The organism is Labrenzia sp. R5_0 (genome assembly GCF_017743835.1).
Taxonomy (GTDB): Bacteria; Pseudomonadota; Alphaproteobacteria; order Rhizobiales; family Stappiaceae; genus Roseibium; species Roseibium algicola.
The window spans coordinates 239,995-264,923 of the sequence record NZ_JAGHRK010000003.1 but is presented as its reverse complement, the minus strand read 5'-3'; the positions used below and the strand labels follow the sequence as shown (position 1 = coordinate 264,923).

At 63.3% G+C, this 24,929-nt stretch carries 30 protein-coding genes and 1 pseudogene; 6 read left to right on the top strand and 25 right to left on the bottom strand.

Annotation, left to right across the window (positions count from 1 at the left end; all coding sequences use genetic code 11):
- Positions 1-38: 38 nt before the first annotated feature.
- Positions 39-1,433, bottom strand: coding sequence for a PLP-dependent aminotransferase family protein (locus tag J7447_RS16580; RefSeq protein WP_209170286.1), 1,395 nt, complete (start codon positions 1,431-1,433; stop codon positions 39-41).
- A gap of 79 nt (positions 1,434-1,512) precedes the next feature.
- Between J7447_RS16580 and J7447_RS16575 the strand changes: the two genes are divergently transcribed.
- Genes J7447_RS16575 through J7447_RS16565 form a run of 3 tightly spaced genes read left to right on the top strand, consistent with a single transcriptional unit; the run spans position 1,513 to position 3,711 of the window.
- On the top strand, positions 1,513-2,469 hold the full coding sequence (locus J7447_RS16575; RefSeq protein WP_209170285.1) for an EamA family transporter: 957 nt from the start codon (positions 1,513-1,515) through the stop codon (positions 2,467-2,469).
- 3 nt (positions 2,470-2,472) lie between these two features.
- Positions 2,473-2,694, top strand: coding sequence for a hypothetical protein (locus tag J7447_RS16570; protein WP_209170284.1), 222 nt, complete (start codon positions 2,473-2,475; stop codon positions 2,692-2,694).
- A 3-nt stretch (positions 2,695-2,697) separates the two neighbouring features.
- A complete protein-coding gene (locus tag J7447_RS16565) occupies positions 2,698-3,711 on the top strand; it encodes a LysR family transcriptional regulator (RefSeq protein ID WP_286189215.1) in 1,014 nt (337 codons plus the stop codon).
- On the opposite strand, the gene J7447_RS16560 is transcribed toward J7447_RS16565, so the two are convergent.
- From J7447_RS16560 to trbB, 11 genes are read right to left on the bottom strand one after another with little or no spacing between them, the layout of a single operon-like run.
- Positions 3,691-3,957 (bottom strand): DUF2274 domain-containing protein, encoded by a 267-nt coding sequence (locus J7447_RS16560; protein ID WP_209170283.1) that lies wholly within the window; start codon positions 3,955-3,957, stop codon positions 3,691-3,693. The two genes, J7447_RS16565 and J7447_RS16560, sit on opposite strands and share 21 nt — an antisense overlap.
- Positions 3,958-3,960: 3 nt before the next feature.
- Complete coding sequence (locus tag J7447_RS16555) at positions 3,961-5,151, bottom strand: TrbI/VirB10 family protein (protein ID WP_209170282.1); 1,191 nt, start codon at positions 5,149-5,151, stop codon at positions 3,961-3,963.
- Positions 5,148-6,179, bottom strand: coding sequence for a P-type conjugative transfer protein TrbG (gene trbG / locus J7447_RS16550; protein WP_209170281.1), 1,032 nt, complete (start codon positions 6,177-6,179; stop codon positions 5,148-5,150). Before trbG ends, J7447_RS16555 begins: the two co-directional genes overlap by 4 nt.
- A complete protein-coding gene (gene trbF / locus J7447_RS16545; RefSeq protein WP_209170654.1) occupies positions 6,176-6,859 on the bottom strand; it encodes a conjugal transfer protein TrbF in 684 nt (227 codons plus the stop codon). Before trbF ends, trbG begins: the two co-directional genes overlap by 4 nt.
- Positions 6,859-8,154 (bottom strand): P-type conjugative transfer protein TrbL, encoded by a 1,296-nt coding sequence (gene trbL / locus J7447_RS16540; protein WP_209170280.1) that lies wholly within the window; start codon positions 8,152-8,154, stop codon positions 6,859-6,861. Before trbL ends, trbF begins: the two co-directional genes overlap by 1 nt.
- Before the next feature lie 3 nt (positions 8,155-8,157).
- On the bottom strand, positions 8,158-8,430 hold the full coding sequence (trbK-alt, locus tag J7447_RS16535; RefSeq protein ID WP_209170279.1) for a putative entry exclusion protein TrbK-alt: 273 nt from the start codon (positions 8,428-8,430) through the stop codon (positions 8,158-8,160).
- A gap of 4 nt (positions 8,431-8,434) precedes the next feature.
- Positions 8,435-9,175, bottom strand: coding sequence for a P-type conjugative transfer protein TrbJ (gene trbJ, locus J7447_RS16530; RefSeq protein WP_209170278.1), 741 nt, complete (start codon positions 9,173-9,175; stop codon positions 8,435-8,437).
- On the bottom strand, positions 9,168-11,627 hold the full coding sequence (gene trbE, locus J7447_RS16525; RefSeq protein ID WP_209170277.1) for a conjugal transfer protein TrbE: 2,460 nt from the start codon (positions 11,625-11,627) through the stop codon (positions 9,168-9,170). Before trbE ends, trbJ begins: the two co-directional genes overlap by 8 nt.
- Positions 11,628-11,630: 3 nt before the next feature.
- A complete protein-coding gene (locus J7447_RS16520) occupies positions 11,631-11,900 on the bottom strand; it encodes a VirB3 family type IV secretion system protein (RefSeq protein WP_209170276.1) in 270 nt (89 codons plus the stop codon).
- A complete protein-coding gene (locus J7447_RS16515) occupies positions 11,900-12,229 on the bottom strand; it encodes a TrbC/VirB2 family protein (protein ID WP_014132718.1) in 330 nt (109 codons plus the stop codon). Before J7447_RS16515 ends, J7447_RS16520 begins: the two co-directional genes overlap by 1 nt.
- Positions 12,226-13,209 carry a P-type conjugative transfer ATPase TrbB gene (trbB, locus tag J7447_RS16510; protein ID WP_209170275.1) on the bottom strand — a complete coding sequence of 328 codons (984 nt, stop codon included), beginning with the start codon at positions 13,207-13,209 and terminating at the stop codon, positions 12,226-12,228. The genes J7447_RS16515 and trbB overlap by 4 nt, the downstream gene beginning before the upstream one ends.
- A 371-nt stretch (positions 13,210-13,580) precedes the next feature.
- On the opposite strand from trbB, the gene J7447_RS16505 reads away from it, so the two are divergent.
- Positions 13,581-14,372 (top strand): phytanoyl-CoA dioxygenase family protein, encoded by a 792-nt coding sequence (locus J7447_RS16505; RefSeq protein ID WP_209170274.1) that lies wholly within the window; start codon positions 13,581-13,583, stop codon positions 14,370-14,372.
- Between the two features lie 63 nt (positions 14,373-14,435).
- On the opposite strand, the gene J7447_RS16500 is transcribed toward J7447_RS16505, so the two are convergent.
- The 12 genes and pseudogenes from J7447_RS16500 to J7447_RS16450 all read right to left on the bottom strand — a co-directional run bounded on the left by J7447_RS16500 (position 14,436) and on the right by J7447_RS16450 (position 23,541).
- Positions 14,436-14,867, bottom strand: coding sequence for a CopG family transcriptional regulator (locus J7447_RS16500; protein WP_209170273.1), 432 nt, complete (start codon positions 14,865-14,867; stop codon positions 14,436-14,438).
- 8 nt (positions 14,868-14,875) lie between these two features.
- Positions 14,876-16,885, bottom strand: coding sequence for a conjugal transfer protein TraG (locus tag J7447_RS16495; RefSeq protein ID WP_209170272.1), 2,010 nt, complete (start codon positions 16,883-16,885; stop codon positions 14,876-14,878).
- Between the two features lie 23 nt (positions 16,886-16,908).
- Positions 16,909-18,666: a DUF3363 domain-containing protein gene (locus J7447_RS16490; protein WP_209170271.1), complete on the bottom strand. Its 1,758-nt coding sequence runs from the start codon at positions 18,664-18,666 to the stop codon at positions 16,909-16,911.
- A 247-nt stretch (positions 18,667-18,913) separates the two neighbouring features.
- Positions 18,914-19,633 (bottom strand): lytic transglycosylase domain-containing protein, encoded by a 720-nt coding sequence (locus J7447_RS16485; RefSeq protein ID WP_209170270.1) that lies wholly within the window; start codon positions 19,631-19,633, stop codon positions 18,914-18,916.
- Positions 19,620-19,967, bottom strand: a complete 348-nt coding sequence (locus tag J7447_RS16480) for a DUF736 domain-containing protein (RefSeq protein ID WP_209170269.1) — start codon at positions 19,965-19,967, stop codon at positions 19,620-19,622. Before J7447_RS16480 ends, J7447_RS16485 begins: the two co-directional genes overlap by 14 nt.
- 12 nt (positions 19,968-19,979) lie before the next feature.
- On the bottom strand, positions 19,980-20,558 hold the full coding sequence (locus J7447_RS16475) for a S26 family signal peptidase (protein ID WP_209170268.1): 579 nt from the start codon (positions 20,556-20,558) through the stop codon (positions 19,980-19,982).
- Entirely contained in the window at positions 20,555-21,061 is a 507-nt protein-coding gene (locus J7447_RS16470) for a DUF2840 domain-containing protein (RefSeq protein ID WP_209170267.1), read from the bottom strand. The genes J7447_RS16475 and J7447_RS16470 overlap by 4 nt, the downstream gene beginning before the upstream one ends.
- Complete coding sequence (locus tag J7447_RS16465; RefSeq protein WP_209170266.1) at positions 21,058-21,342, bottom strand: helix-turn-helix domain-containing protein; 285 nt, start codon at positions 21,340-21,342, stop codon at positions 21,058-21,060. Before J7447_RS16465 ends, J7447_RS16470 begins: the two co-directional genes overlap by 4 nt.
- Positions 21,343-21,499: 157 nt before the next feature.
- On the bottom strand, positions 21,500-22,219 hold the full coding sequence (locus J7447_RS16460) for a hypothetical protein (protein ID WP_209170265.1): 720 nt from the start codon (positions 22,217-22,219) through the stop codon (positions 21,500-21,502).
- A gap of 202 nt (positions 22,220-22,421) precedes the next feature.
- Complete coding sequence (locus J7447_RS16455; RefSeq protein ID WP_209170264.1) at positions 22,422-22,907, bottom strand: DUF2285 domain-containing protein; 486 nt, start codon at positions 22,905-22,907, stop codon at positions 22,422-22,424.
- Positions 22,908-22,983: 76 nt separating this feature from the next.
- Positions 22,984-23,136, bottom strand: a pseudogene (locus J7447_RS31540) (DUF6499 domain-containing protein); the annotation flags it as partial.
- Between the two features lie 129 nt (positions 23,137-23,265).
- The gene (locus J7447_RS16450; protein WP_209170263.1) at positions 23,266-23,541 is read right to left on the bottom strand and encodes a DUF2285 domain-containing protein; all 276 of its coding nucleotides are present in this window, start codon (positions 23,539-23,541) and stop codon (positions 23,266-23,268) included.
- A 173-nt stretch (positions 23,542-23,714) separates the two neighbouring features.
- On the opposite strand from J7447_RS16450, the gene J7447_RS16445 reads away from it, so the two are divergent.
- The gene (locus J7447_RS16445; RefSeq protein WP_209170653.1) at positions 23,715-23,933 is read left to right on the top strand and encodes a helix-turn-helix transcriptional regulator; all 219 of its coding nucleotides are present in this window, start codon (positions 23,715-23,717) and stop codon (positions 23,931-23,933) included.
- 50 nt (positions 23,934-23,983) lie between these two features.
- Here the strand turns inward: J7447_RS16445 and J7447_RS16440 are convergent, their stop codons facing one another.
- Positions 23,984-24,316, bottom strand: a complete 333-nt coding sequence (locus J7447_RS16440) for a DUF736 domain-containing protein (RefSeq protein WP_209170262.1) — start codon at positions 24,314-24,316, stop codon at positions 23,984-23,986.
- On the opposite strand from J7447_RS16440, the gene J7447_RS31335 reads away from it, so the two are divergent.
- A complete protein-coding gene (locus J7447_RS31335) occupies positions 24,315-24,449 on the top strand; it encodes a hypothetical protein (RefSeq protein WP_286189213.1) in 135 nt (44 codons plus the stop codon). The two genes, J7447_RS16440 and J7447_RS31335, sit on opposite strands and share 2 nt — an antisense overlap.
- Positions 24,450-24,929 lie beyond the last annotated feature (480 nt).

Sequence of the window (24,929 nt, the reverse complement as noted above, 5' to 3'; positions counted from 1 at the left end):
CAGCGAACTGCTGTTTTTGCACCTACGCCAATCGCTGTTTAGATCACCAGTGACGTTCCGCTCGGCTTTTGCTGCAACACGCTGGATATCATTGCGAGGCCGCGTTTAAGGCGGTCTTCATTCGGCTCGTGACTGACGCAAATGCGGATGGCTTCCGGTGCATCCCCCACATTCATCGCAAAGCTGCGACCCTCACTGACCCGAACGCCCAGGCGCGCGCACTCCGCGCTGAATACATCGGCACGCCATCCCTCCGGCAGCGGCATCCAGACGTGAAAGCCTTCTGAAACGTCCGGGATCGCGTCGGCCCCCAGGACGCGCTGCACAATCTGCTGGCGGTGCATCGCGGTGCGCTGCTGATGTTCGGTGAGCTTGGCCGCCCTGCCGTCCTTGATCAACCGACTGGCTACCTCCAAGGTCATCGGGGGCGTCATCCAGACGCTCAGGTTGACCGATTGATGCAGCGCGGGCGCAAACTTTCCAGGGGCCTTCAAGAAGCCCACCCGCAATCCGGGGGCGACAGTCTTGGACAGACTGGTCACGTAGATGGTCGTGTCCGGTGCAGCTTGCGCGATAGGTGCTGACTTGTCGCGCTTGAGCGGTCCGAACACATCGTCTTCGATCAGCACTATGCCGTATCGGTCCGCGATTTCCGCGATCCTCAACCGTCGCGCCTCGGATAGCGTTATCGTCGTAGGGGCCTGCAAGGTCGGAGTCAGATAAAAGGCCTTCGGGTTTGCCTCCCGGCACCATGCCTCGAACGACTCCGGTACCACGCCCTCGGCGTCCATCGCGACGGCCCCCGTTTGCAGGTCGAGACGCGCGGCCATGGCGAGAACCGGCGTGTAGGTCAGAGCCTCGGCCAGCAACAGATCGCCAGGCTGCAACAGCGCCATCAAGATGCTCAAAATGCCGTGCTGCCCACCGACGACAGGGACGACGCATTCGAGGTCTGCATCCACACCGCAGGTCGCAAGCCACATCTGACCGGCCTCGCGGTGATGCGCGAGGTCCGTATCGGTCTGGTAGTCCAGCAGGGACCGCAAACCTGCGTCACTCGCGATATCTGACATTACGCGACGAATGTGCGGCTCGGAAAACCCCGGCATCGGCAGGTTGCGGGAAAGGTCAATTGGCCCGCTGTCGGTGCGGCGCAGTGTCTCCGGTTCGGCTTGTGCCGGATCGGCGTTGATCGCCCGCACGAACGTCCCTCGGCCAACCTCGCCTTTCAGGAGCGCCCGTTTCACGGCCTCGGCGTAAGCCCGGCTGGTCGTGTTTGGCGATATGCCGAGCTGATATGCCAGCTCACGGTGCGGCGGAAGGCGTGTCCCGGCGGGCAATCGGCCCGTCGCGATGTCTTCCGCCATGGCCTCCACGATCCGGAGATATTTCGGGCCGTCTCGGTTCGACAGGTCGGGCACCCAAATTGCCATCAGATCAATCTTTCTATTGCACTCACACATACATGAATGCAATTCGTGTATTGGTCAATGCAATTAATGGATCTCCGTTATGGCGCTTTTCTCTCCGTCAACCGGTAAAGGCATCGCCCTCTCCCTCATCAGCCTCATTCTGCTCGGCCTCATGCCGATCATTTCGAACCTGCGTGCCGCCGATGTAGGAGCGCTCAGCTTCGCCTTTGCGCTGTCCGTCTGGCAGGTCGTGTTCGCAGCACCTCTTTTCGTTGGGGAACTGCGCAACGGGACCAAGGGGATTTTCGGCCTTGATCTATCTCGCCGCGAACGGGGCCGGATGATCCTCGTTGCGCTGTTCACGGGGACACTATTCGGTCTCTCGACCTATCTCTACGTCCTCGGTGTCGAAAAAGCCGGGGCGGCGAACGCGGCCATCGCGATCCAGGCCTATCCGTTGTTCGCGATCCTCTGGGAATCCCTATTTCTCAAGCGCCGCAAGACCGCCGTCGAGCTGGCCCTGACCACTGTGTTGATCTGCTCGCTCTACTACCTCGGCACGGGCGGCACGTTCATGATGTCGGGTCTTTCCCCGTGGTTCCTAGTCTCGCTCGGGGTGCCTCTACTGTGGAGCATTGCACATGTCATCATAAAGGAGGAACTGAGCAACACGCCCATCACGCCCGCGCAGGTGACGTTCTTCCGAGTTGCGATCTCGACGCTTTTCCTTCTGGTCATTCTGGCTGTCGTGGTGCCGGCAGGAATTCCCTTGGGCGTCGGTGCAATCTTCCAAACGATGTCGGCGATCATGGGCTTGGTCTACTTCCTTGAGCTGATCGTCTGGTTCTACGCCGTACGCCATATCGACGTGTCGCTGGCCAGCTCGATCACCACGCCATGGCCTGCCCTGACGATGGTTCTCGCCGTGCCATTCCTTGGCGATGATATCGCGCCCTATCAGGTTTTGGCGTTGATGATCGTCGTGGCGTGCATCTACGGCCTGACACTTGCCAGCCTGAGAAAGGGCCGGGTGGAACCGGCAGCACCGGAGGCATAAGTGATGCTCAACATTCTCGCCCGCACATTGATGATCGCCAGCCGTTGCGAACCACTTGATAGAGGGTCGGTCAAAACGATGAGTGGCACTGTGCTGCAAGGCAAGGACGACGATGATTGCCGGTGCCTGCATCGCAGTGTCGAGGATAAGGCCACCCGAATAGACAGGGAAAGCCGCACCTGCCAAAGCGTCAACATTGCGCCAGTCCTGCGAAACTTGCCCTGATCAATGCTGCCGTTCAATTCCATACACCAAAGGCCCGTTTCATCCCGCCTAACAGTCACTCAGGCATCGTGCGCCGCAGGTCCGCACCCGGCGCACAATGTCGACGGTGTTGAACAGAAAGAGGTTGCGATCAGCATGCGCCAGCTCCGCTACTTCTTGGCGGCCGCAGAGCACGGGACCTTTCGAAAAGCTAGTGTTGCTCTCAATGTTCAGGAATCGACGATCAGCCGTGCGATTCGTGACCTTGAGGATGAATTGGGCGCTTCACTCTTTCATCGGCATGTGGGCGGTGTCTCTCTGACCGTTGCGGGGCAACGCTTCCTGAAACGAAGTCGAATTATCTTCCGGCAGCTCAAAGACAGTGTTCGGGAGATTTGCGCGATTGGACGCGGCGAAACCGGCCGGATCAGAATCGGAGTTCTTTCCTCTTTAGCTTCAGGGTTCCTCGCTGACTTGCTCCGTGCCTTCAGCGATGAGCACACGGGCATCGAGTTTGATTTTTTTGATGGTGATGCGGTCGAACATGTTGCTGCAATCCGCCGACTGCAACTAGACCTCGCCTTTGTCACGGGTATGCGGGTGTGGGCAGATTGCGATGTTGAGCTTCTCTGGTCTGAGCGGGTCTTCGCCGCAATACCAGAAGGCCACAAGCTGACGGCGAAACCCGATATCCGCTGGCACGATCTTCAAGGGGAGCACTTCATTGTCAGCGAAGAAGCGCCCGGCCCGGAAATCCATGACTACCTTATACGACGGCTCGCCGATCTCGGCCATAATCCAGATATCCGACGCTTCAGGGTCGGCTGCCATAATCTGCTGTCTCTTGTCGCGGGCGGACATGGGGTAACGCTTACAAGTGAAGCAACGACCGCCTTCAGCATGCCCGGCATCGTTTATCGTCCTATCGACAACGAAGCTCTATCGTTCAGTGCCGTCTGGTCTCCTCAAAACGACAATCCCGCACTCCGTCGCCTCCTGAGCATGGCACGTCGGATGTCATTCGACGCCGCTTCTTGAGGGAACTGTATCACGCGATGCACTCCTATGAGTGCCTTCCTTTCGCGCTTTAGCGAATCCGCGATCGGTTGACATGAACCGTGCCAGCATCGGTGCAATGAGTTTGACCGGCTCGTTCTTCTGCCCCGTCTCGCGCGCCAGCAATTCGGCATAGGCAACGAGATCGCGATGAATGTCGGCGGGCAGTTCGATGTTCAGTTTGACGGGTTTGTCGTCGGGAATTGTCCCGAGTTTCAGCTTGGTCATTGATCAGCTCCGATAGGGTTCAAGAACAAGATCGCGGGTGACCATGACGCGCACCGGGAAGCCCGGTCGAACGGTCAGGGTTGGCGGGATTGAAATCTGACGGCGGACAATTTCGTCGCCGGCGCGGCCGACCGTATCCTGTGTCCCCTCGCGAATGGCGCGGGCGACATCACTCTCATCATCGGCGCCAAGCTCCACGCCAATATTCAGGACGGTGGCGAGACCGGCCGCCATGAATAAGCTGCCCCAGTGATGATCGACGCCGTCTTCGAGCCCGGCGTAGCCGGCTTCGTCGACGCCGGGTTGGCGTTCGAGAACGATGGAGCGGCCGTTGGGTAGAATCAGCCGCGTCCAGGTCAGCAGCACGCGGCTCTGCCCGAAGGCGACGCGGCTGTCATATTCGCCGATGAGGCGCGATCCCTGCGGGATCAGCAGAAAACGCCCGGTCGGGCTGTCATAGACGTGAGACGTCACCTGGGCGGTGATCTGGCCGGGAAGATCCGAACGAAGGCCGGTCACAAGCGCCGCCGGAATAACCGCGCCTGCTTGGACAACATAAGGGCTCGGCGGATCGGTAAGCCGGTCGGTGCTCGTCGTGCGGCGATCGACAGGTTCATCGAGAAAGGCCTCGCGCCGTTCCGTCGCGTCCGGCGCGGCGGAAGCCGCATCGGCGGGAAAGAATGACTCGGCGGTGGGCGGAGCCGCAGCCCCTTGCGTGGTTTGCGGTGGTTCCCGAACGGTGGTGTTGGCATCGGCGAAGAGTTGACTGAGGCGGGCTGCTTCCATTTCCTGGGCCCGCCGCTGTTCTTCCGGGTCGGCGGCCGGGGTGGTGACAACTGGCGAGGGGACCGGCTCGCCGCGCTGCCGGGCCGACAGGATCGGCCGTCCGAGTTCGCCAGGCAGCGGCGGCCCGAGTGGCGGCACATCCGTGTAATCCGCCGGCAGGCGCGACAGGCCTTCGGCTTCCTGAATGCGCTCTGTGGAATAGAGCTCTTGCGGACCATCGACTGGTTCGCGGTCCTGCAGGGCAACGATCAGGATGGCGCCGAGCCCAAGACCGCCAGCCGTTCCCAGAACCATGAGCGTCCGGCGTGAGAGCCGCATGACACGTGGCGGATCGGCGCGCAGTCTCAGCGACGCAGCGATGTCCTTCCCGTCCTCGATCTCCGGCCCTTTTTCGGTTTTCTCGCTCATTCGGGACCTCCACCGGAGGCATGCCGTGCAGCTACGGCCTGCCGCACGCCATCGGTGCGGACGATCCGTACCCGCTTCTGTTCGTCGCCAAGGCGCAGCTCCGCGGCGGCGAAGAGCCGGTCGACGATCATGTAGTTGCGGCGGATGCGGTAATTGACGAGCTGGCCTTCGCCTTCGGGCCCGATGACAAAAAGCGGCGGCATCTCGCCCTGACCGATCCCGCGCGGAAACTCGATGAAGACCTGCCGCCCGTCATCGAAAGCGCGCTGCGGCCGCCAAGGCGCGCGGTCACCTTCGATCCGGTAGCGGAAGCGCAGAGAATCGAGCGCAACGTCGCGTTCGATCGGCAGAGCAGCCTCAGCCTGGGCGTTACGGCGTCTGAGGGCGATCAGCGCGTCCTCGGCATAGGTCCAGGAGACCGACGCCATATAGGCGGACGGGTTTGCCCTCAGTTCGAGATGATAGGTGCGCCGATCCGTATTGATGACGAGGTTTGTCTGAAGATCTGGCCGCGTTGGTTTGACTAGGATATGGATACGCTGGCTGTCGCCCGAACCGCTTAGCGTGTCACCGATGATCCAGCGGGCCGTGTCACCGGCGGCGATCGGACCGGTGCCGACGAGCTTCTCGCCAGGCTGAAGAGCGATGTCGGTGATCTGCCCTGGCGAGGCATAGACCTGATAAAGAGCGCCGGCGCTATACGGATAGAGCTGGACAGCATTGATGAAACCGTCGCGCACCGGCTCCATTCGGGCGGCGGCGTTCGCCTCGGTCACGCGTTCGGCAGGATCGGTGGGCTCCGGCTCTCCCTCTTCGCCATCAACCGGCTTGAGCTGTCCCGGAAGGGGCAGCGGTTCGGTTCGCTCGACGATCCGCACCGGACGTTCCGGTTCCGGGAGAAGCGTCGCTTCGATAGCAGGTTCGTCATAGGCGATTTCGGGCGGCTTGAAGGTCGCGCATCCCGACAAGGCGGTGGCGGCCAAAAGGACGGCGATGGAGGCCTTGCGAGGCGGACGTGTTCTTGTCATTGGGCAGTCTCCCGGGACCAGTTGATGGCGTTGACGAAAATGCCGAGCGGGTTCTTGCGCAGGCGCTCGGCGTCGCGCGGCTGTTGCAGGACGATGGTGAGAATGGCGGTCCAGCGCTCGGTCGCAGCGAGTTGCCCGTTCGTGTAACGGCGCTCGATCCAGGCAATGCGGAAACTGCTCTCCGAAGCGCGGATGACGCTAGAGACCTCGACCGAGATCTGCGTTTCGCCGACCTTGGCGAAGGGGTCGTTCACGCGGGCATAGTCGTTGAGGGCGACCGCCCCTCTGTCTGTGGTGAAGTCATAGGCGCGCAGCCAGTTCTGGCGCAGCACGATCGGATCGGCGGGGATCTGGCGCACATTCTCGATGAAGCGCGACAGATGATAGGCGATCTGCGGGTCTGTCGGGCGGTAGTCTGCGGTCGCGGGCGCCACGGCTTGCGCCGCGCCGAGCCGGTCCACTTCGACGACATAGGGCGTGATCGTCCCTTGCGTGGATTGCCAGGCCAAGGCTGTGCCGAGCCCGGCCGACAGCAGCAGGCACCCGAACGCCATCAGCCGCCAGTTTCTGGCCTGGACGCGCGCCGAACCGATCCGTTCATCCCAGGCCTGGGCGGCTTTCTGATAGGGCGTGACGGGTTCGGGGGTTTTGGAATAGCGAACGCTCGGGCGACGGAACATCATGATTTCTCCGAAAGGCTGACAGCGGTCCCGCCGCCGCCATGGTCGCCGGAGCGAACGACATGGGCGGCGGTGGCGGCGCCGTGGTGAAGGGTCTGCTGGTGTTTCATGCGACGGGCCCAGGCGGGCGGCCCGCTTGATGATCCTGGCGCGGACGCCGACCTTTCGGGGGCGTTGGGGAACTTGCCGCCGGTGGCCCCGAAGGCGGCGCGCGAACCGGACCGGTAGCTCTCGCTCATCGAGCGGCGGAGCGGACTCGTCGCGGCACCGACACCGGCCTGTCCGACGCCGGCTATGCCTGCCGCGACACCGGCAGCGCCGCCGCCAGCGGCCGTACTGCCCACGCGGTAGGCGGTCGATGCCCCGCCGGCCAGCGCCGCGGTGCCACGAGCCCCAGCGCCTGCCGCACCGGCGGCAAGCTTTGTGCCCGCCACGCCACCCATTGCCATGCCGCCTGCGGCGAGACCGGTTCCGACCGCGGCGCCGGCGCCGAGTTGCGGACCACCGGAGACGATCCCATTGGCGATGCCGGGGCCGAAAATGCCGAGCGCCAGCATGGAGAGCGCGGCCAGCACGATCGCCATGGCGTCCTCGATGGTCGGTTCACCAGTGAAGCCTGCGGTGAACTCGCCGAAAATGGTCGAACCGATGCCGACGATCACGGCGAGCACCAGCACCTTGACGCCTGACGAGATCACCAGCCCCAGCACCCGCTCGGCCATGAAGGCGGTTTTGTTGAAAAGACCGAAGGGCACGAGGATAAAGCCGGCCAGTGTCGCCAGCTTGAACTCGATCAAGGTGACGAAGAGCTGGATCGCCAGAATGAAGAAGGACAGGAGAACGACCAGCCAGGCGAACAGCAGGATGACGATCTGTAGGAAATTCTCGAAGAAGGACACGAAGCCCATCAAGTCGGCGATGGACGCAAGGATGGGGCGGCCAGCTTCGAGCCCGATTTCGGCGATGCGGCCCGGCTGGAGAAGTTCACCGGCGCTCAGGCTGCCGCCCGAAGCGATCAGCCCGAGGCCCGCGAAGCTTTCGAATACGATGCGGGCGAGCGTGTTCCAGTTGCCGATGATGTAGGCGAAGACGCCGACGAAGAGCGTTTTCTTGATCAGCCGGGCGAGGATGTCGTCGTCGGCGCCCCAGGCCCAGAACAACGCGGCGAGCGTCACGTCGATCACGATCAGCGTCGTTGCGAGGAACGCGACGTCGCCGCCGAGCAGGCCGAAGCCGCTATCGATGTAAGAGGTGAAGACCTGCAGGAACCGGTCGATGACGCCCACGCCCTCCATCGTCTATTCCTCCTCGGTATTGTCGGCAGGCAGACCGAGGAAGCGGCGACGATGCTCGGCCCAAGCGGCGCGGCAGGTCGTGTCGGTGTTCATATCTTCCGGGGTCATCGTCCGGCACCGCGCCAGGTCTTCCTGCAATGGATCATCGCCCGCCGACGGTTCCACCGGCGCTTCTGGTGCGGCAGTGGTCGCCAACTCGACGGCTGCGAAGAGCGCCGCAAGGCCGCCGAGGCCGAAGGCGATGAGCCGAAGAATATGGTCGGGGGAGCGGCGCATCGGCCTACCGGAACATGGTGACGGTGGTCGGCCGGTAGCCGCTTCCATAGTCGAGGAAGCGGTTCAGATTCTCGCGGGCCTGAGCCTCGGCGGAGGCTTGGCGAGCCGCGTCCAGCGCCTGTGCGCGGTTCTGCGCGGCGATGGCGGCAGTCAAATCCATCATCTGCTGGCTTTGCAGCGCGAGAAGCTGATTACCGGCCTGCGCGGCCTGCAAGGCGCCCGTCGCGCCCTGACTCTGCGCGACGAGATTGCTTAGCTCCGAGCGCGTCCGTTCGATGTTGTCGACGACGCCGGCTTGGACTTTTAGTGCGTCCTCATATCCGGCCACGGAGTTGTGCCAGCGCGCTTCGGCACTTGCGATCATATCGGCGAACTCACCGCTCGCAGCCGCCTCGCCGTACTGTTCGTTGAATGCGGTCTCGATCTCGGAGACCTGATACGCGATGTTCTGGGCTTCGTTTAGAAGGTTCTGGGTTCGCGCAATGGTGGTCTGAAGCTGGGCGAGCGAGGATTGCGGCAGGCTCGCAAGATTGCGCGCCTGATTGATCAACATCTGCGCTTCGTTCTGAAGCTGCTTGATCTGATTGTTGATCTGTTCGAGCGTACGCGCGGCGGTCAGGACGTTCTCGGCATAGTTTGACGGATCGAACACGATGTCGCCAAAGCCAAACAGTGCATGAGCCGGTTGCACCGGCGCGAAAGCGATGGCGCCGGTCATCATGAGGGCGGCGAATTTTTTACGCATCTGTATTCTCCTGGATTTGAGATGAGGGATCTGGATCGGGGACCGGGCCGAGCAGTTCGACGGCCCAGTCAAGTCCGAGCCGGGTGAGCCAGGCGGCGGCGAAGCCGTCCCGCCCGTGTTCGGCGAGGATGTCGGTGATGGCGGCCTGGTCGGCCTTCGACGATGCGGCGGTGAAAGCCAGCGCCACCTCGCCGAGACCGAGCGAGAAGAGCCGATTGCCGCGTCGCGACTGGCAGTAATAGTCACGCTTCGGCATGGCCCGCGCGACGATCTCGATCTGGCGCTCGTTGAGACCGAAGCGGCGATAGATGTTGGCTATTTGCGGCTCGAATGCGCGCTCGTTCGGCAGAAAAACCCTGGTCGGGCAGCTCTCGACGATGGCTGGCGCGATAGCGGAATTGTCGATATCGGCGAGGGATTGCGTGGCGAATAGGACGGAGGCGTTCTTCTTTCTCAGCGTCTTCAGCCATTCGCGGAGCTGACCGCCGAAGGTGCCGTCATCGAGCGCGAGCCAGCCTTCGTCGACGATGATCAGGCCCGGGCGTCCATCGAGGCGCTCCTCGATCCGATGGAACAGATATGCGAGCACGGCTGGCGTCGCGGCCGATCCGATCAGCCCTTCGGTCTCGAACGCCTGAAAGTCGGCTGTTCCCAGTTCCTCGGTCTCGGCGTCCAGCAACCGTCCGAAGGGGCCGCCAAGACAGAATGGCGCCAGCGCCTGTTTGAGCGCGGTCGACTGCAACAAGACCGAAAGGCCCGTCAGCGTGCGCTCCTCGACGGGCGCCGAAGCGAGCGAGGTCAGCGCCGACCAGAGATGATCCCGCGCCACGGGGTCGACGGTGACGCCTTCGCGCGCGATCAGGCCGGACAGCCAATCCTGCGCCCAGGCGCGCTCACTCGTCTCGTCGATATTGCGGAGCGGCTGAAGCTGGACCGCTGCCTCGTCCTCAGACAACGCTCCGGCGAGATCCTGCCAGTCGCCGCCGCAGGCAACCGTCGCGCAGCGGATCGAACCGCCGAAATCGAAGGCAAATACTTGCGCGCCCGCATAACGGCGGAACTGCAGAGCCATTAGCGCCAGCAGCACCGACTTGCCCGAGCCGGTGGGGCCGACGACCAGCGTATGGCCGACATCACCGACATGAGGTGAAAAGCGAAACGGGGTCGAGCCCTCCGTCTCCGCATAGAACAGCGGCGGGCCGTCCAGATGATCGTTGCGCGCCGGGCCCGCCCACACCGCCGAGATCGGGATCATGTGCACGAGATTGAGGGTCGAGACCGGTGGCTGGCGGACATTGGCGTAGAGGTGACCGGGCAGCGAACCGAGCCAGGCCTCGATCGCGTTGACGGTTTCCGGCATGCAGGTGAAATCGCGACCCTGTATGACCTTCTCGGCCGCTTTCAGCTTCGCCTCGGCGACGGCCTCATCTTCATCCCAGACCGTCAGCGTGGCCGTGACATAGGCGGCGCCCGCCATGTCCGCGCCGAGCTCCTGCAAGGCTTCGTCAGCATCGGCGGCCTTGTTCGAAGCGTCGGAGTCGAGCAACGTCGAGGCTTCGTTGGTCATCACCTCCTTCAGGATCGCGGCGATGGATTTGCGCTTGGCGAACCACTGTCGGCGAATGCGGGTGAGGAGCTTGGTCGCGTCGGCTTTGTCGAGGCAGACAGCGCGGGTCGCCCAGCGATATTCGAAGCCCTGGCCGTTGAGTTCATCGAGCAGGCCTGGCCATGTGGCTGTCGGGAAACCGATAATGGTCAGCGTACGGAGATGGTCATCACCCAATTTCGGCGCCAACCCGCCGACAAGCGCACTGTCGGCCAGGAGCGCATCGAGATGCATCGGCGTTTCCGGGATGCGCACGCGCTGGCGCCGGGTTGAAATCGTCGAATGGAGATAGGTCAGCGTCTCCTCGTCGGAGAGCCAGGCCGCCTCCGGCATGAAGCCATCCAGCAGGTCGAGCAGACGATCCGTGCGCGCGGTAAAGCTTGCGACATGCTCTTGCGGGTTCAGACCCTTGTCCGGCGCGTCCTCATAGAGCCAGCGTCCGGCGCGGCTGGCGTCGTCCGCCGGCGGCATCCAGACGAAGGTCAGGAAATAGGCGCTCTCGAAATGGCTCGAAGCTTCCTCAAATTGTGCCCGCCGCTCAGCATCGACCAGAGCCGAAACAGGATCGGGGAAGTGCGAGAGCGGATAATCCCGGGCGGGCAGTCGTTGCGCTTCGACGAAGACAGCCCAGCCGGAGCCAAGCCGGCGCAGGGCATTGTTCAGCCTTCCTGAGACGGCGACGAGCTCCGCCGGCGTCGCGGAGTCCAGGTCCGGCCCGCGAAATCGCGCGGTGCGCTGCAGGCTGCCGTCCTTGTTGAGGATGATGCCCGGCCCGATGAGCGCTGCCCACGGCAGGAAGTCGGCGAGCAAGGAGGCTTTGGAGCGGTATTCGGCAAGGCGCAGCATCGCTCAGACTCCGAACCAGGTTGGAAAACGAAGATGCCGCCGGGCGACGTCGACGATCTGGGCGTCACGCTTGGCAGCCCAGACGGCGAGCAGATGGCCGACGAGCCAGAGCGCGATCCCGACCACCCAGAGCCTGAGCCCAAGGCCGACTGCGGCCGCGAGCGTGCCATTGGCGATGGCGATCGCGCGCGGCGCGCCGCCGAGCATGATCGGCTCGATCAGCGCGCGGTGAACGGGCGCGTAAAAGCCCGGGATTTCGGCCGCGCCCTCCATCAGATCAACGCTCCGCCGCCGAAGGAGAAGAAGGACAGGAAGAAGCTCGACGCGGCGAAGGCGATCGACAGGCCAAAGACGATCTGCACCAGCCGGCGGAACCCGCCCGACGAGTCGCCGAAAGCGAGCGTCAGACCGGTAATGATGATGATGATCACGGCGACGATCTTGGCGACCGGTCCTTCGATGGATTCCAGGATCGATTGCAGCGGCGCCTCCCAGGGCATGCCCGACCCGGCTGCATGGGCGGGCGCAGCAAGTAGAACGCCGACGGCGAGGGCCGTCGCATAGAGCGGCCAGCGTGGATAGAGAATGGTGGTTCTCGTCATGGATGGTCTCCTGTTTTGGGGTGAAGAAGGGGCTGGAGCCGATAGTCGCCGCTCGTATCGAGGCGTTCGACGCGGGTGAGTTCGGACAATCGCCGCGCCGAGCCGCGTCCCGAGAGGACCGCGATCAGGTCGATCGTCTCGGCGATCATTGCGCGGGGCACGGTGATGACGGCTTCCTGGATGAGCTGTTCGAGGCGGCGCAGCGCGCCGAGGGCCGAGCCGGCGTGGATGGTGCCGATCCCGCCCGGATGGCCGGTGCCCCAGGCTTTCAGAAGATCAAGCGCTTCGGCGCCACGCACCTCGCCGATCGGAATGCGGTCGGGCCGAAGGCGTAGCGAGGAGCGGACAAGATCGGAAAGCGACGCGATGCTGTCCTTCGTCCGCAGCGCGACGAGGTTTGGCGTCAGGCATTGGAGTTCGCGCGTATCCTCGATCAGAACGACGCGGTCGGAGGATTTGGCGACTTCCGCCAGCAGGGCGTTTGTGAGCGTAGTCTTGCCGGTCGAGGTGCCTCCGGCGACGAGGATATTGGCGCGCGACGCGATGGCGTCGCGCAATGCCGCCGCTGCATCGTCCGGCATGATCCCGGCGCCGACATAATCTTCGAGCGTAAAGACTGCGACGGCCGGTTTGCGGATCGCAAAGACCGGCGCGGCGACCACGGGCGGTAACAGGCCCTCGAACCGCTCCCCTGTTCCTGGCAGCTCCGCGGATACACGCGGGGCTCCGGCATGAACTTCCGCGCCGACATGGTGCGCGACCAGTCGCACGATACGTTCGCCATCGGCCGCCGAAAGCTTTTCGCCCGTATCGGCCAACCCTTCGCTCAGCCGGTCGACCCACAGGCGGCCGTCGGGGTTGAGCATCACCTCGACGACGGCCGGGTCCGCAAGCCAGGTGGCGACATGCGGCCCAAGCGCCGTTCGAAGCATGCGGGAGCCGCGCTCGATCGCTTCGGTTCTGAAAGGTTGGTCGGTCATTCGCGGTCCCGCAATTGGTTACGGGGCTCATCAAGAAGACCGTTATTTGGTCATCGGCAACAGTCTAGAAGGCGTAGTAGTAGAAGGGCGTGTGAAGGCAGGAAATCGCGTAGGTCGCAGGGTTGAATGAAGGCGGCTTTGCGGACGAAGCAGACGCTTGGTTCAGTCATGAAGGTGCCTAATCGGGAGCGGCCTCGCGGCGGTATCGGGAACGGCGACCTTGACATATCCGAGTAGCAGCAGTAGCCAAGGCTCATGATGTTTACGTCCACGTTCTTCCCGCGATTCTGAGCGACCCGCGTCGCAGGCGCTCCAGTGCTTATAGAATCGTGACGGCTTCGCATCGCGACAGCCGATAAGGAGGACGTAAAATGTCCATTCCCGTAGGGTTGGACCTGACTCCGCATCAGGTCGAAAGTTTCATCAAGGACGGCTTCGTGAAGGTGGAGGACGGCTTCAGCCGCGACCTCGCCCAAGATTGCCGAGACGAGTTGTGGGCCGATATGGGCCTCTCGCCGGATCGGCCCGAGACCTGGACCGAACCGGTCGTTCGTATTGGCTCGAAATCATCGCCATCTTTCGTGGCTGCCGCCAATACGCCGCGCCTGCATGCCGCCTATGACACTCTCGTCGGTGAAGACCGGTGGCTGGCCCCTCAGGGGCTCGGAACCTTCCCGATCCGCTTTCCGTCGAACGAAAGCGCCGGGGATGATGGCTGGCATGTAGACGTAAGCTTCGGGACCGAGACCCCCGACTTCATGGAATGGCGGGCGAACGTCATGAGCAGCGGAAGGGCACTGCTGATGCTCTTCCTTTTTTCGGATGTAGGCCCTGATGATGCTCCCACGCGGATACGGAAGGGATCACATACCACCATCGCCCGCGAGCTTCTGCCCTACGGCAAGGCCGGTGCGACGCTCAGGCAGCTTTCGGCCGAGGGCTACGCTTCCACGCAAGAGTGCGAGATCGCTCTCGCCACCGGAGCGGCTGGGACGGTCTACCTGTGCCATCCCTTCGTGGTTCACGCAGCACAGTCGCATCATGGGAGCGAGCCGCGCTTCATGGCCCAGCCGCCGCTGGTGCCCAGCATGGAATTCGATCCGAAACTGGCACCGTCGCCAGTCCAGATCGCCATCCGGAAGGCGTGCGGTCTGACGATATAAAGTGAAGGGGTTCAGGGACCGCAGGTCGGTTCCGGAACCTCGCCACGAATGTTATGGAAGGGCTCACTGCCGCCATTGCTCCGATCGAAGACCTGCAACATCCTCCGAGACTTCCTTGGTCAGCGTGTTCCCCTTTGCGAGCCGCCGACCGAGCGTTTCCACAAAGCCCTCATAACGCTCTCGACCTTTCGCTTGCGCCGCCTCGCGCATCGTATCGGGTAGCGGCGGAGTCGTGGTGAGCCAGAACCGGACGAAGAGCGCCAGCGCTTCGGTGGTAATGGTCTGGTTGCGCTCCAAACGTTCGACGGCGCGGGTCAGGCGATCGAGACGCCGGGTGATGGCGGCCTCTCGCTGGTCAGCGGCATCCGGTGAGAGATAGGACGCGAGCGCGGCTTCGACGATCTGCGATTTGGAAACCTTTCGGCGTGCTGCCAACGCTTCGAGCTCTGCTGTCAGCGATGGGTCGAAATACACATTGAGCCGGTCCTTCTTCATGGCGAACCTCAGAGCTCGATGCCGTCATCGGGATCGAGCGAGGCTTGGCGCGCTACGCTTTTAAACCGCCCCTGCATCTTCCGGGCACGTTGCGCATCATCATCCGGCTCATCGTCGAGACCTGCGAATTCCTCCCGTGCCGGCGCCGTTCGTTCCGGTGCGATGTCTTCATGCTCGGGCAGTTCCGGTTCGCGACGGATGCCGCCGTCACTGTCCTCACTCCCGTAGCGGAAGGCCTTCTTCCCGGCCTTGGGTGCAGCGATAATAGCTCCTCCGCTCCAATCATCCGTTCGCGGTTTATCGGGCGCGGCACGATCGGCAACCAGGTGCAGCGGTTCGACGATGCGTGATTTGAACTGCGGGTCGGTATAGTAACGCGCCTTCTTCCCCCGGATCGGCGGTGCGCCGGATACGAGGACGATCTCATCGTCTGGCGGCAATTGCATGATCTCTCCGGGAGTCATCAGCGCGCGCGCTGTTTCCTGTCGCGAGACCATGAGATGGCCGAGCCAGGGCGACAATCTGTGCCCGGCATAGTTCTTCATGGCCCGCATCTCGGTCGCCATGCCGAGGGCGTCGGAGACCCGCTTGGCGGTTCGCTCGTCATTGGTCGCGAAACTCACCCGGACATGGCAGTTGTCGAGGATGGCGTTGTTCTGGCCATAGGCTTTCTCGATCTGATTGAGGGACTGGGCGATGAGGAAGGCCTTGAGGCCGTATCCCGCCATGAAGGCGAGCTGGCTTTCGAAGAAGTCGAGTCGTCCGAGCGCCGGAAACTCGTCGAGCATCAGCAACAGGCGATGGCGCCTGCGATCGGTGTTCAGTTCTTCGGTCAGTCTGCGCCCGATCTGGTTGAGCACGAGCCGGACCAGCGGCTTGGTGCGGCTGATGTCGGAGGGCGGCACGACGAGATAGAGCGTTGTCGGTTGGGCTCCAGAAACAAGGTCCTCGATCCGCCAATCGCAGCGGCTGGTGACCTTGGCGACGACCGGGTCACGATAGAGGCTGAGGAAGCTCATCGCGGTCGACAGCACGCCCGAGCGCTCGTTCTCGGCCTTGTTGAGCAGTTCGCGGGCGGCTTGCGCCACGACCGGGTGCGGCCGGTCGCCGAGATGGGGTGTGCGCATCATGGCCGCAAGCGTCGACTCGACCGGTCGTCCTGGATCGGAGAGCAAGGCGGCGACGCCGGCGAGCGTCTTGTCGGCCTCGGCATAGAGGACATGGAGGATCGCGCCAACAAGCAGCGAATGGCTGGTCTTCTCCCAATGATTCCGGCGCTCGAGCAGGCCTTCGGGATCGACCAGGATATCGGCTATGTTCTGAACGTCGCGCACCTCGCTGTCGCCGCGCCGGACTTCGAGCAGCGGATTGTAGGCCGCGCTCTTCGCGTCGGTCGGATCGAACAGTAGGGTGCGGGAAAAGCGCGACCGCCAGCCGGCCGTGAGATCCCAGTTCTCGCCCTTGATATCATGGACGATAGCTGATCCCGGCCAGGTCAGAAGACTCGGCACCACGAGCCCGACGCCTTTGCCGGAGCGGGTCGGCGCGAAACACAGCACATGCTCGGGCCCGTCGTGACGGAGATAGCGGTTCTCGAAACGGCCGAGCACCACGCCGTCCGGAGCGAGCAGCCCGGAGGCCTCGACATCCCTGCGTTCCGCCCATCGGGCCGAGCCATAGGTGGTCACGTCCCGCGTCTCGCGGGCGCGCAGGATGGAAAGGAAAATGGCGACGGCGATCGCGGCGATCCCGCCGCTGCCGGCGATGATGGCGCCTTCGACGAACACGCGCGACGCATAGGCGTCGTAGAAATACCACCAGACGAAGAAGTTCCAGGGCGGATAGACCGGCCAGCCGAGGATGTCCGTCATCGGCGCGCCAAGCTGCGGCTGGAAGCCGAGCCGCCATGCGGTCCACTGTGTTGCCACCCAGATGAAACTGAGCACGACCAGAGTGACGATGATGATCTGGCCCCAGAGGATTCTGGCGGCCTGTGTTTGCTGGGTCTTGATCGGCATGTCTTCTCCTTCCGGTGCAGCGCTCAGAGGCTGAGACCCCGCTTGCGACCGAGGCTCCAGTCGATCCCGTCGCCGGGTGTCATCGTCCCCGACACGGTCTGACCGAGATGGCGTTCGAGCTGGGGCTTCCAGGGGACCAGTTCGAAGCCGAGGCCATCGTCGACCATGGCGAAACGGCCCGAGGCGAGATCGAGGCGCTGGCGATAGGTTCCGGCGATGCGCTCGCCCTCGGCGGATTTGCGGCGCGGCAGGCCCGTCTCGGCTTCGATTCTCGCCGCCGTCGCGTCGAGCTCTCGTTCGCGCAGCGTCTGCAGAAGATCGCGGGCGAAGGTGATGCGCCGGCCGTTCCTGGTCGCCAACCCTTCGGCGACGAGATGATCGCCGCGCCGCTCCAGCGCCTCGCGGACTTCGGCGCCAAACCCGCCCATGCTGAGTGGCGCGCGTTCCCTGGCGAGTTGCAGGCGGTCGAGCCAGGTCGCGCCGCTGGCGCCGATCTGTGCTTCGAGGTTAAGATCGGAGCGGCCGACCAGGGCCATGCGCTGGCGACCGCTGCCGCCCGAACGCCAGACCCGCGTTTCGACTATGCCGCCTTCGGGCGTGTCGCCCGTGGCGTCGAGATCGTGGAACCGCAGATGATGGACCCGGCCGTCGACGGCGTCGATCACGGCATAGGCTTCGCCGCTCAGTTCGTCATGAAGGCCGCGTTCGACCAGCCGACCGAGCACGGGAGTGTCCGGCGCAGCCTCGATCGCGAAATCCTCCTGCGCCCGTTCGCGGCCACCCCCCATGGCGCGGTGCATGGTCTTGATGATGTCGCCACGCTCGGCAAGACCGCGCAGCGTCTGTTCTGCGCCAGGCTTCAGTGACCAGACCGCGGGGTCGAGCCTGTCCGCGAGACCGAGCCGTTCCAGTGTCTGTGCGCGGCCGATCAGCAGTTTGTGCAATTCCGGATCGCGCGGCTCCGGTGCGCCGGGCCGTAGATCGGCGACGCCGGCGGCGTCATCGGCAAGCCCCTGCAGCGCGCGATCGAGGCCTGTCCAGCGCTCGGCCGTGACCTCGGCCTGAAGCCCCGCGGCAATTTCGCGTTCGTTGCGCGGACCGAGCTCCAGTTCGACCAATTGCTCGGCGCGGCCGCGAAGACCCCGGCTGATATAGTCGCGAGAGATGACGAGGTCTTTTCCGTTCTCGGCACGGCCGCGCACCAGCACGTGCACATGCGGATTGTCGGTATTCCAATGATCGACTCCGATCCAGTCGAGCTGGGTGCCGAGATCGCGCTCGGCCTGTTTCATCAGGTCGCGTGTGAGGGCGCGCAGATCCTCGAGACGGTCGGCGTCTTCGGGCGAGACGATGAAGCGGAAATAATGCCGATCCTCTTCGCATCGCCCGACGAAGGCACGATCATCGACACTGTCCGCGCCGGTACTGAACATACCGGCATCACGACCGTCGCGCGTCACGCCCTCGCGTTTGAGATAGGCGATATGCTTGGCGAGCGGCGCGGAGCGAAAGCGTGCACCGCGATGGCGAACGACGCGCGCCTTGACGACGACGCGCCGCTGGGTGCGTGACAGTCCGCGCGCTGCACCGGCGAACCGGCCGCGTCCGAATTGCGAGCCCCGTCCGCGACCCTTCGATCCGCTGAGGTTGTAGCCCGTGTGTCCCGCCTTACGGGCGGCGCCCATGACCTGGCCGACGAAGCTCTGCACTTTGCGAGAGCTCGTCCCCTTATTGCGGATGCGCCCCGGCCGGATACGCAGATCATTGTCGCGGTCGCTCATGACAAAATGCCCGCCTGAAAGCGCGCGGCACGGGGAAACCCACGTGAAAACAAGGGGTTGGGCGGTTGGGTGGCACTGTGTACATGGCTGCGGCGGGCCAAATATCCAGCAACAACAACGACATAGCGCGCATCAGTGCCGCGCCTTTTATCTCGCCCTCCCGTCGTTGTTGCGCCGTCCGTCTCCGTCCTTTCTTCCGGAAACGCGCTGATGCGCGACGGACCGCGCTGGAATGCGACCAGCGGTCTCATTGCTGATCCCCGGTTCCATTTGGCGGGAACAGGCTGTCCGAAGCACCGGATGTGTGCGGAGGATAAACGCCTGCACCGCCGCTCGGGCGCGTTGCATCGGCAGAGTTTTGTCGGTCAGCATGCGTGGCGAAGAGTGGCGCCGCGCGCCAGTCCACGACCACGACAGCGCTCTGCTGTTGTGGTTCTGCTGCATCCGGAAGACCGATGAGCGGTTCGAGCAACGCCACATAGGCGCGGGTCTCACGGGGTAGCGGGCGGCCGGTCGCCAGGTGCTCGGCATAGCGCGTCGGTCCCGCATTGTAGGCAGCGAGAAAACCCGGCGACCCGAAGCGGTCATGCAGTTCACGCAGGTAAGCGGCGCCGGCGAGAATGTTGTCGCGCGGATCGAATGGATTGCGCCCCAGCTCGTATCGCGCGCGCAGCTCACCCCAGGTGCCGGGCATGATCTGCATCAGCCCCATGGCGCCTTTCGCGCTGACGGCGTGCGCATCCCCGGCGCTTTCCACGCGCATGACGGCGGCGACCCAGTGCGCCGGGATGCCGAACCGCTGCGCAGCTTCGGCGATATAGGCCGCATGGGGATTGCTGCTTTGTGTCGTCCTGGAGGACGCAGTTTCTGCAAGCGCGACGCCGGGAATGACGGCGCCCGCGAGCAGACCGCTGAGGACTATTCGCGCCACCAACGCGCAGCACCGAGAGGGTTTAGCGGCGGTCATCGCGCTTCTCGGGGCGCTTTGCGGGACGGTTCCAATGCAGCGCCCAATGTCCGTCCTCGGCGTCCGTCTCGAAGAGATTGGCGCGGATCGGCAGAGCGAATGTCGGGTCATCGATCTGCAGAGAGATATATTCGCCGGCCTTCTCGCCGGTGCGTTTCCAGCCGGCACCGATCTCCGGCCCATCATCACCACCATGATGGATGCGATAGTCGGGAGCGTTCTCGCTTTCCGATGGCGCTGCCGGGACGAGGGTGAGTTCGCGGTAGAGAATGAGCGTGTGCAGTTGTCCGACGAAACCGGTTTCCGTGCGGGCGAATTGACCGATCTGAGCCATGGGAGGTTCCTTTCATTTGCGGTCGGAAGAGTTTGGAAGAGCGCCGGCGTTGCGGTCGGTGCGCCAGACATAACGGCCGTCACCGTCTTCATCGGTGAGGATCGGGACGGCACGTCCGATCACGGCGTCCGCCGGGAGCGCGCCGAAATAACGACCGTCGAGGCTGTCGGGATGGTTGGGATTCAGGAGGAAGAATTCTGTCTCGGCGACGATATGGCATCCCTGCCATACGGGCAGGTCGCGTCCGAAGCGGTCGCTTGGTTGCGCCTGCGCCATGTTAATGTCGTCGACCGTGACGACAGCGCCGTCACGACAAATGCACTGTCCGGGAAGCGCGGCGATATGCTTGAGGAGAGGCACGCCGTCGGGCAGATAGCCGCGCTCGTCCAGGTAACTCGCAAGGGGTCTGGGAGGATCGACAACGACGAGATCGCCGGCGGAAAGATCTTCGTCCGAAGCGACGGCGTACAGCCCGATGGGCGCGCTCGCGGAGGCGTTCCAGATCAGCCTCGGACTGACATGGACGAAGGCCAGCCCGCCGATCGCAAGCACTGAGAAACAGGTCGACATGACGTAGCCGAGCCGGGTCATGACGCGCTCCCCGCCGATGCGGCGCGCAAAGTCTGGGGATCGGGCGGACAGGTCTGGCGCAGCAGCCAGGCGCGATGTTGAGCGGCTGTGTAACTGCGGGGCTCCAGGCCCGCAGACAGTCTGTTGTGAACGTGGCGCCAGTAGTCCGGCGCGGCGTCCGCCGGGTCGATGCCGAGCGCTTCGATCGCATCGACGATCTGGAGTACCCGTTCGACCTTGGGCCAGCCGGACAGGCGCAGCAGACTGTCGCCGCCGGGCGTCACATGCGGCACGGTCGCATAGGGCTCACCCGGTCGGGGCGCGCTCAGGATGTCGATCCGGCTTACCGCGGTGCCGAAGTCATTTGCCTGCCAGCGGACGAAGGCGAAGATGGCGCCGGCACCGAAGGCGGCGGTGCTGCGACTGCGGCTCTGAATCGTAGTCCGCACGATTCGACCGAAGCGAATCCAGTGCTCGATCCGCTTCTCGATCCAGACGAGTTCGACTGCGGCGCCGCCACTCATGAGCGGGCCTTCCGCACATGAGCGGGCGAGATCGCGGAATGCCGCTTGGCGGGCAGAACCTCTTGGCCCGTGTCATCCGAGGTTGAATGCTTCTCGCCGCGGCTGACCCAGGCCTGCAGATCCTCGATCGCATAGACCACACGCCCGCCGATCTTCGAATAGCGCGGCCCCGTGCCATAGGTGCGGTGCTTTTCGAGGGTTCTGCCCGACAGGCCGAGAAAACGGGCCGCCTCGGGCGTTCGCAGATAGCGTGGGGGAAGTCCGGCATTGGGGTCTGGCATGGGTCGCGTCTCCGGTTAGGCCGTCCCGCTGCAGGATGCGCGGGACTGTCGGAGACGAGAAAAGCGGAGAAGCGCCGCCGGGAGGGATGACGATCAGCGTACAGCGAAAACGTCACCCCCTAAATGACGGCAGTAAATGACACTGCAGCGGGCTCGATCAGAACGGGATTTCGTCACCCAAATCGGCGGCCGGTGTCTGCCGCGAGGCTTCTATGCGCTTGATGAATGCAAGCGAGGCGAGGACGCAATCGATGATGAACTGCGCTTCCGAAACCTCAAGAAGCTCATTGTCGTGTGCGAAGGAGCGCTTGTTGCGGGCCTGGTTCAGGCTGTCGAACAGTCTGTGCTGAACACGGAGGGTCGGCAGGGCGAATTCGCTCACCGCGCCTTCATCACGTAAGGCCTTGCCGTATGCGCCGAATATGGCGTCGAGCGGAGTCTTTGCATCGACGGCCTGGTTCCGCGAGGCGAGCAGATCGCGGAATCGTTTGACGCAGTAGGTATGCACACGATCCAGTGCGACATCCGGTTTTTCTGCGACAAGATCGGCAGCGATGGACGCACGCAGTTTGGGAAGCGTTGTGTCGCGCGAGAAGTCCTTGAAGGCGTCGTCGAGGTTCAGCGTAGACGCATTTTCAAGCTCACTCGTGAACTGCTCAAGCCATGCTTTCAGGCGCTCTTCCTTCTCGGCGTCCGCATCCACGTAGCCATCGAGACTGCAGCGATACGTCCACAAGACGCGAAGAACCTGAGCGACGAGGCGCGGTTCGGCGACTTCGACGAAGCCTCTGAGTGTCTTGCCCTTGCTCGCGCCTTCGACCTGGAAGCGCTCCTGGAAGATCTGGATGTCGAAATTTTCCTCGAACCACTCGGCCATCGTTCGGTCGGAGAAGTCGAGAACGTAGCCGCCTCCACTATGAAATATCTGGTCAAAGACAGCTCGTTGCTGAGACGGCAGCCGGCGCGTGCGTCCGATAATCCTGGGAAGGCTGGAATCAAGGTCTTGCGAAGGCTGCGTCATCCGATGAACATACCGAAAACCCTCCGTGGCGCACAGTCACTGTGAAGTATTGGCGGCCTCAGCGGCCTTTGCCCTGAAGAAGTTGGCGATAGCCGCGATCGATCATCATTCGGCCGTACGAGGCCAGGCGTGCAACCTGGGCCTTGAGCGAACTGGTCTTCCACGGTTCGGCGGCGACGCGATCGGCGCCGAAGAAAGCCGTAGCAATAGTACGATAGCTGGCGCCGCTCTGTCGCCCATCGATCGTGCGCAGGGCGCGTTTCAGACGCTCGCGCCGATGCGGCGTAATCGGCGGATCGGCGTCGCGGTCGATGAGTTGGCGATACAGCCGGTCAGCGGCGGCAAGCCGCACGGGCCAGGCGTCATCGAGAGGAAGAAGGAGACCTACGGGCTGATCATCGGCCTGATCGCCGACAAGATTGGCGCCGTTCTCCAGTCGCATCCATGACAGTCCGTCGGCGCCCGTTCTGCGCTCTGTGATGCTGTCGGTAGGAATGGCGGCGGTCAGGCCGATGTCGGGCAGAGACGCGATCAGGTGAACCACGGCGGGTGCAGCGGAAGGCAGCCAGAAGACGGGAGCGCCAAGCGCGTTGAGCTCTGGGTCTACCGGGAAATCGCAACCCCCAATCGGCTGGAGCGCCGCCGCCCTCCTGCATCATGTCGTAGTCTTTGCGATAGTGCGTGTTCCGCCGAAGGCATTCCCAGGCGAGGCCCGAGATGCCGAGTTCGTCGAAATGAGCGTATTGGTTATCGTCGCGCCAATCGGCCGCCATGGCGAACTTCTCCCAATAGGGCGCCGAAAAAATAACGACGCCAGTTGCTTGGGATGTTTCGCTGTAAATCTGTGATTGCATAGCTTGGCTGCATGCATCATGCGATGCATCTTATGCATCACTCACCGCTTAGCGGACGGGAAAGCCACTTTTGAGAAGGTCGCGATACCCGTGCTCGGTCATCCAACGCGCACGGGATAAATGACTCTCGTGGACACGGCGAGCACGTTCAGGCTCCGCCTTGGCGTCGATACCGAGCAGCACCGCTGACACCTCTTCTAGCGTGGCGCCAGCCGCTTCGGCGTCGAGAAGCCGCATGTAAAGCTTGAGATGATCCTGATCGTAAGCCGTCACGGCCCGTTTGTCCGGTGGTGCATCGGCGATCTCTAGCTGGGTGGCGGGCATTCAGCTTCCTCGCAGATCGAGCAACTTTATTAATGAACCGGAAACCACGATGCGCGCAAGCGCCGGTCGGTTGAAAATTGCGGTACTGACCGCAGCCACGTGGCCGAGTGACCCTCGGGGCCGCGTATTATAATACGTCGCATCAAAATACGCGATCCGCATTTTCATTGCGGATGGATATTCGAACAGTTTTCGGCGCGAACCTTCAGTTTTTTCGAGAGAAAGCAGGTCTCAGCCAAGCCGCCTTGGCAGACAGGATGGGCGTTGATCGCGCACACATAAGCGCCATGGAGCGCGGCCAGCAGAACGTCACCATCATTACGCTCTGGCATGTGGCCGAAGCGCTTGACGTTAAACCGGCGGCGCTTCTGGACGATCAGCGGGAGGGTTGAAAGCCATGAAAGACGCCCCGCCCGGGTTTTCGGGCGGAGCGCCGGAGGCGTCAGTCGCCGTTCTGACGGCGGGATCGCGACCAGATGAGGCTGAAGCTTTCGCTACCCTCGATGACGGTATCGTCGAAGAGGTTGGCGTAGATCGGCGCGGAGAAGCTCGGATCATCGAGCTTGAGGCTCAGATAGTCGCGGCCCTCGTTCGAGCGCTTGGACCAGGCGGCGCCGATCTCGGCGCTCCCGACGACGACGCGGTGAGAGGGAGCTTTGTCGTTCGTGCGGTCCTCTTCGGGGACAATGCGGACATTCTTCGCCTGAACGTTCAGGGTGACGATCTCGCCGACGAACTCGTTGCCGGTCTTCTTGAAGGTTCCGATGGTGGCCATGTCAGTTCTCCTTTTGGCTTTCGAGCCCGCGCCCGTCGCGGCCTCGATGGCGATCGACAAGGCCGGGGCGACCGCCGACGCAGTCCATGGACACGGAGCGGATGCGGAGGACGGCGGGGCCGGAGTTTCTTGACGCGCGAGGAATGGGCGAAGCCTAGGGGAAGAAAGTCCGGCCCCGCCGTTGCGGCCGAGGCGGTCGAGGCGTCAGCCGGCCCCGGCCAGATCAGCCCATGAGAGGCCGTGACGGAGGCGGGTGATGGGGACATGGGAGAAGACCTGACAGCCACATCGTGCGACCGGCAATATCCCGGCAACGGGTGTCGTGCGAAGACAGGCGGCGGCGTGCAGACTGGCGGAGACATATCGTCCCGGTCAGGAGGGTGGGAGACCAGAATCGCGCCCCGGACCGATCCTTCGGACCGATGCGCGGCGTTGGCTCACCAGCTCCCAAGCTCGAACGGCGATTCGCAACGTTACCTCGAGCGTCGACCTGCCCCTCTTTCCTAACGAAGATTACGGCGAACGGTCAGCATGCAGAAAGAGGGGGGCAAGACGACCTTATCCATCTTTGGCTGCGCGCCCGCGACTAAGAGATTATTTGCTGATGGGAGGA

Bases quoted from the DNA above. Each gene is read 5' to 3' on its own strand.
- J7447_RS16570 (WP_209170284.1), top strand. From the start codon at position 2,473: ATGCTCAACATTCTCGCCCGCACATTGATGATCGCCAGCCGTTGCGAA.
- J7447_RS16515 (WP_014132718.1), bottom strand. From the start codon at position 12,229: ATGACGAGAACCACCATTCTCTATCCACGCTGGCCGCTCTATGCGACG.
- J7447_RS16490 (WP_209170271.1), bottom strand. From the start codon at position 18,666: ATGAGCGACCGCGACAATGATCTGCGTATCCGGCCGGGGCGCATCCGC.
- J7447_RS16555 (WP_209170282.1), bottom strand. From the start codon at position 5,151: ATGAGCGAGAAAACCGAAAAAGGGCCGGAGATCGAGGACGGGAAGGAC.
- J7447_RS16520 (WP_209170276.1), bottom strand. From the start codon at position 11,900: ATGGAGGGCGCGGCCGAAATCCCGGGCTTTTACGCGCCCGTTCACCGC.
- J7447_RS16485 (WP_209170270.1), bottom strand. From the start codon at position 19,633: ATGACCGCCGCTAAACCCTCTCGGTGCTGCGCGTTGGTGGCGCGAATA.
- J7447_RS16470 (WP_209170267.1), bottom strand. From the start codon at position 21,061: ATGAGTGGCGGCGCCGCAGTCGAACTCGTCTGGATCGAGAAGCGGATC.
- trbL (WP_209170280.1), bottom strand. From the start codon at position 8,154: ATGGAGGGCGTGGGCGTCATCGACCGGTTCCTGCAGGTCTTCACCTCT.
- trbF (WP_209170654.1), bottom strand. From the start codon at position 6,859: ATGTTCCGTCGCCCGAGCGTTCGCTATTCCAAAACCCCCGAACCCGTC.
- J7447_RS16480 (WP_209170269.1), bottom strand. From the start codon at position 19,967: ATGGCTCAGATCGGTCAATTCGCCCGCACGGAAACCGGTTTCGTCGGA.
- J7447_RS16460 (WP_209170265.1), bottom strand. From the start codon at position 22,219: ATGGCCGAGTGGTTCGAGGAAAATTTCGACATCCAGATCTTCCAGGAG.
- trbB (WP_209170275.1), bottom strand. From the start codon at position 13,209: ATGACCGACCAACCTTTCAGAACCGAAGCGATCGAGCGCGGCTCCCGC.
- J7447_RS16580 (WP_209170286.1), bottom strand. From the start codon at position 1,433: ATGGCAATTTGGGTGCCCGACCTGTCGAACCGAGACGGCCCGAAATAT.
- J7447_RS16450 (WP_209170263.1), bottom strand. From the start codon at position 23,541: ATGCCCGCCACCCAGCTAGAGATCGCCGATGCACCACCGGACAAACGG.
- trbG (WP_209170281.1), bottom strand. From the start codon at position 6,179: ATGACAAGAACACGTCCGCCTCGCAAGGCCTCCATCGCCGTCCTTTTG.
- J7447_RS16560 (WP_209170283.1), bottom strand. From the start codon at position 3,957: ATGACCAAGCTGAAACTCGGGACAATTCCCGACGACAAACCCGTCAAA.
- trbK-alt (WP_209170279.1), bottom strand. From the start codon at position 8,430: ATGCGCCGCTCCCCCGACCATATTCTTCGGCTCATCGCCTTCGGCCTC.
- trbE (WP_209170277.1), bottom strand. From the start codon at position 11,627: ATGCTGCGCCTTGCCGAATACCGCTCCAAAGCCTCCTTGCTCGCCGAC.
- J7447_RS16475 (WP_209170268.1), bottom strand. From the start codon at position 20,558: ATGACCCGGCTCGGCTACGTCATGTCGACCTGTTTCTCAGTGCTTGCG.
- J7447_RS16495 (WP_209170272.1), bottom strand. From the start codon at position 16,885: ATGCCGATCAAGACCCAGCAAACACAGGCCGCCAGAATCCTCTGGGGC.
- J7447_RS16440 (WP_209170262.1), bottom strand. From the start codon at position 24,316: ATGGCCACCATCGGAACCTTCAAGAAGACCGGCAACGAGTTCGTCGGC.
- trbJ (WP_209170278.1), bottom strand. From the start codon at position 9,175: ATGCGTAAAAAATTCGCCGCCCTCATGATGACCGGCGCCATCGCTTTC.
- J7447_RS16575 (WP_209170285.1), top strand. From the start codon at position 1,513: ATGGCGCTTTTCTCTCCGTCAACCGGTAAAGGCATCGCCCTCTCCCTC.
- J7447_RS31335 (WP_286189213.1), top strand. From the start codon at position 24,315: ATGTCAGTTCTCCTTTTGGCTTTCGAGCCCGCGCCCGTCGCGGCCTCG.
- J7447_RS16445 (WP_209170653.1), top strand. From the start codon at position 23,715: ATGGATATTCGAACAGTTTTCGGCGCGAACCTTCAGTTTTTTCGAGAG.
- J7447_RS16465 (WP_209170266.1), bottom strand. From the start codon at position 21,342: ATGCCAGACCCCAATGCCGGACTTCCCCCACGCTATCTGCGAACGCCC.
- J7447_RS16500 (WP_209170273.1), bottom strand. From the start codon at position 14,867: ATGAAGAAGGACCGGCTCAATGTGTATTTCGACCCATCGCTGACAGCA.
- J7447_RS16505 (WP_209170274.1), top strand. From the start codon at position 13,581: ATGTCCATTCCCGTAGGGTTGGACCTGACTCCGCATCAGGTCGAAAGT.
- J7447_RS16565 (WP_286189215.1), top strand. From the start codon at position 2,698: ATGCTGCCGTTCAATTCCATACACCAAAGGCCCGTTTCATCCCGCCTA.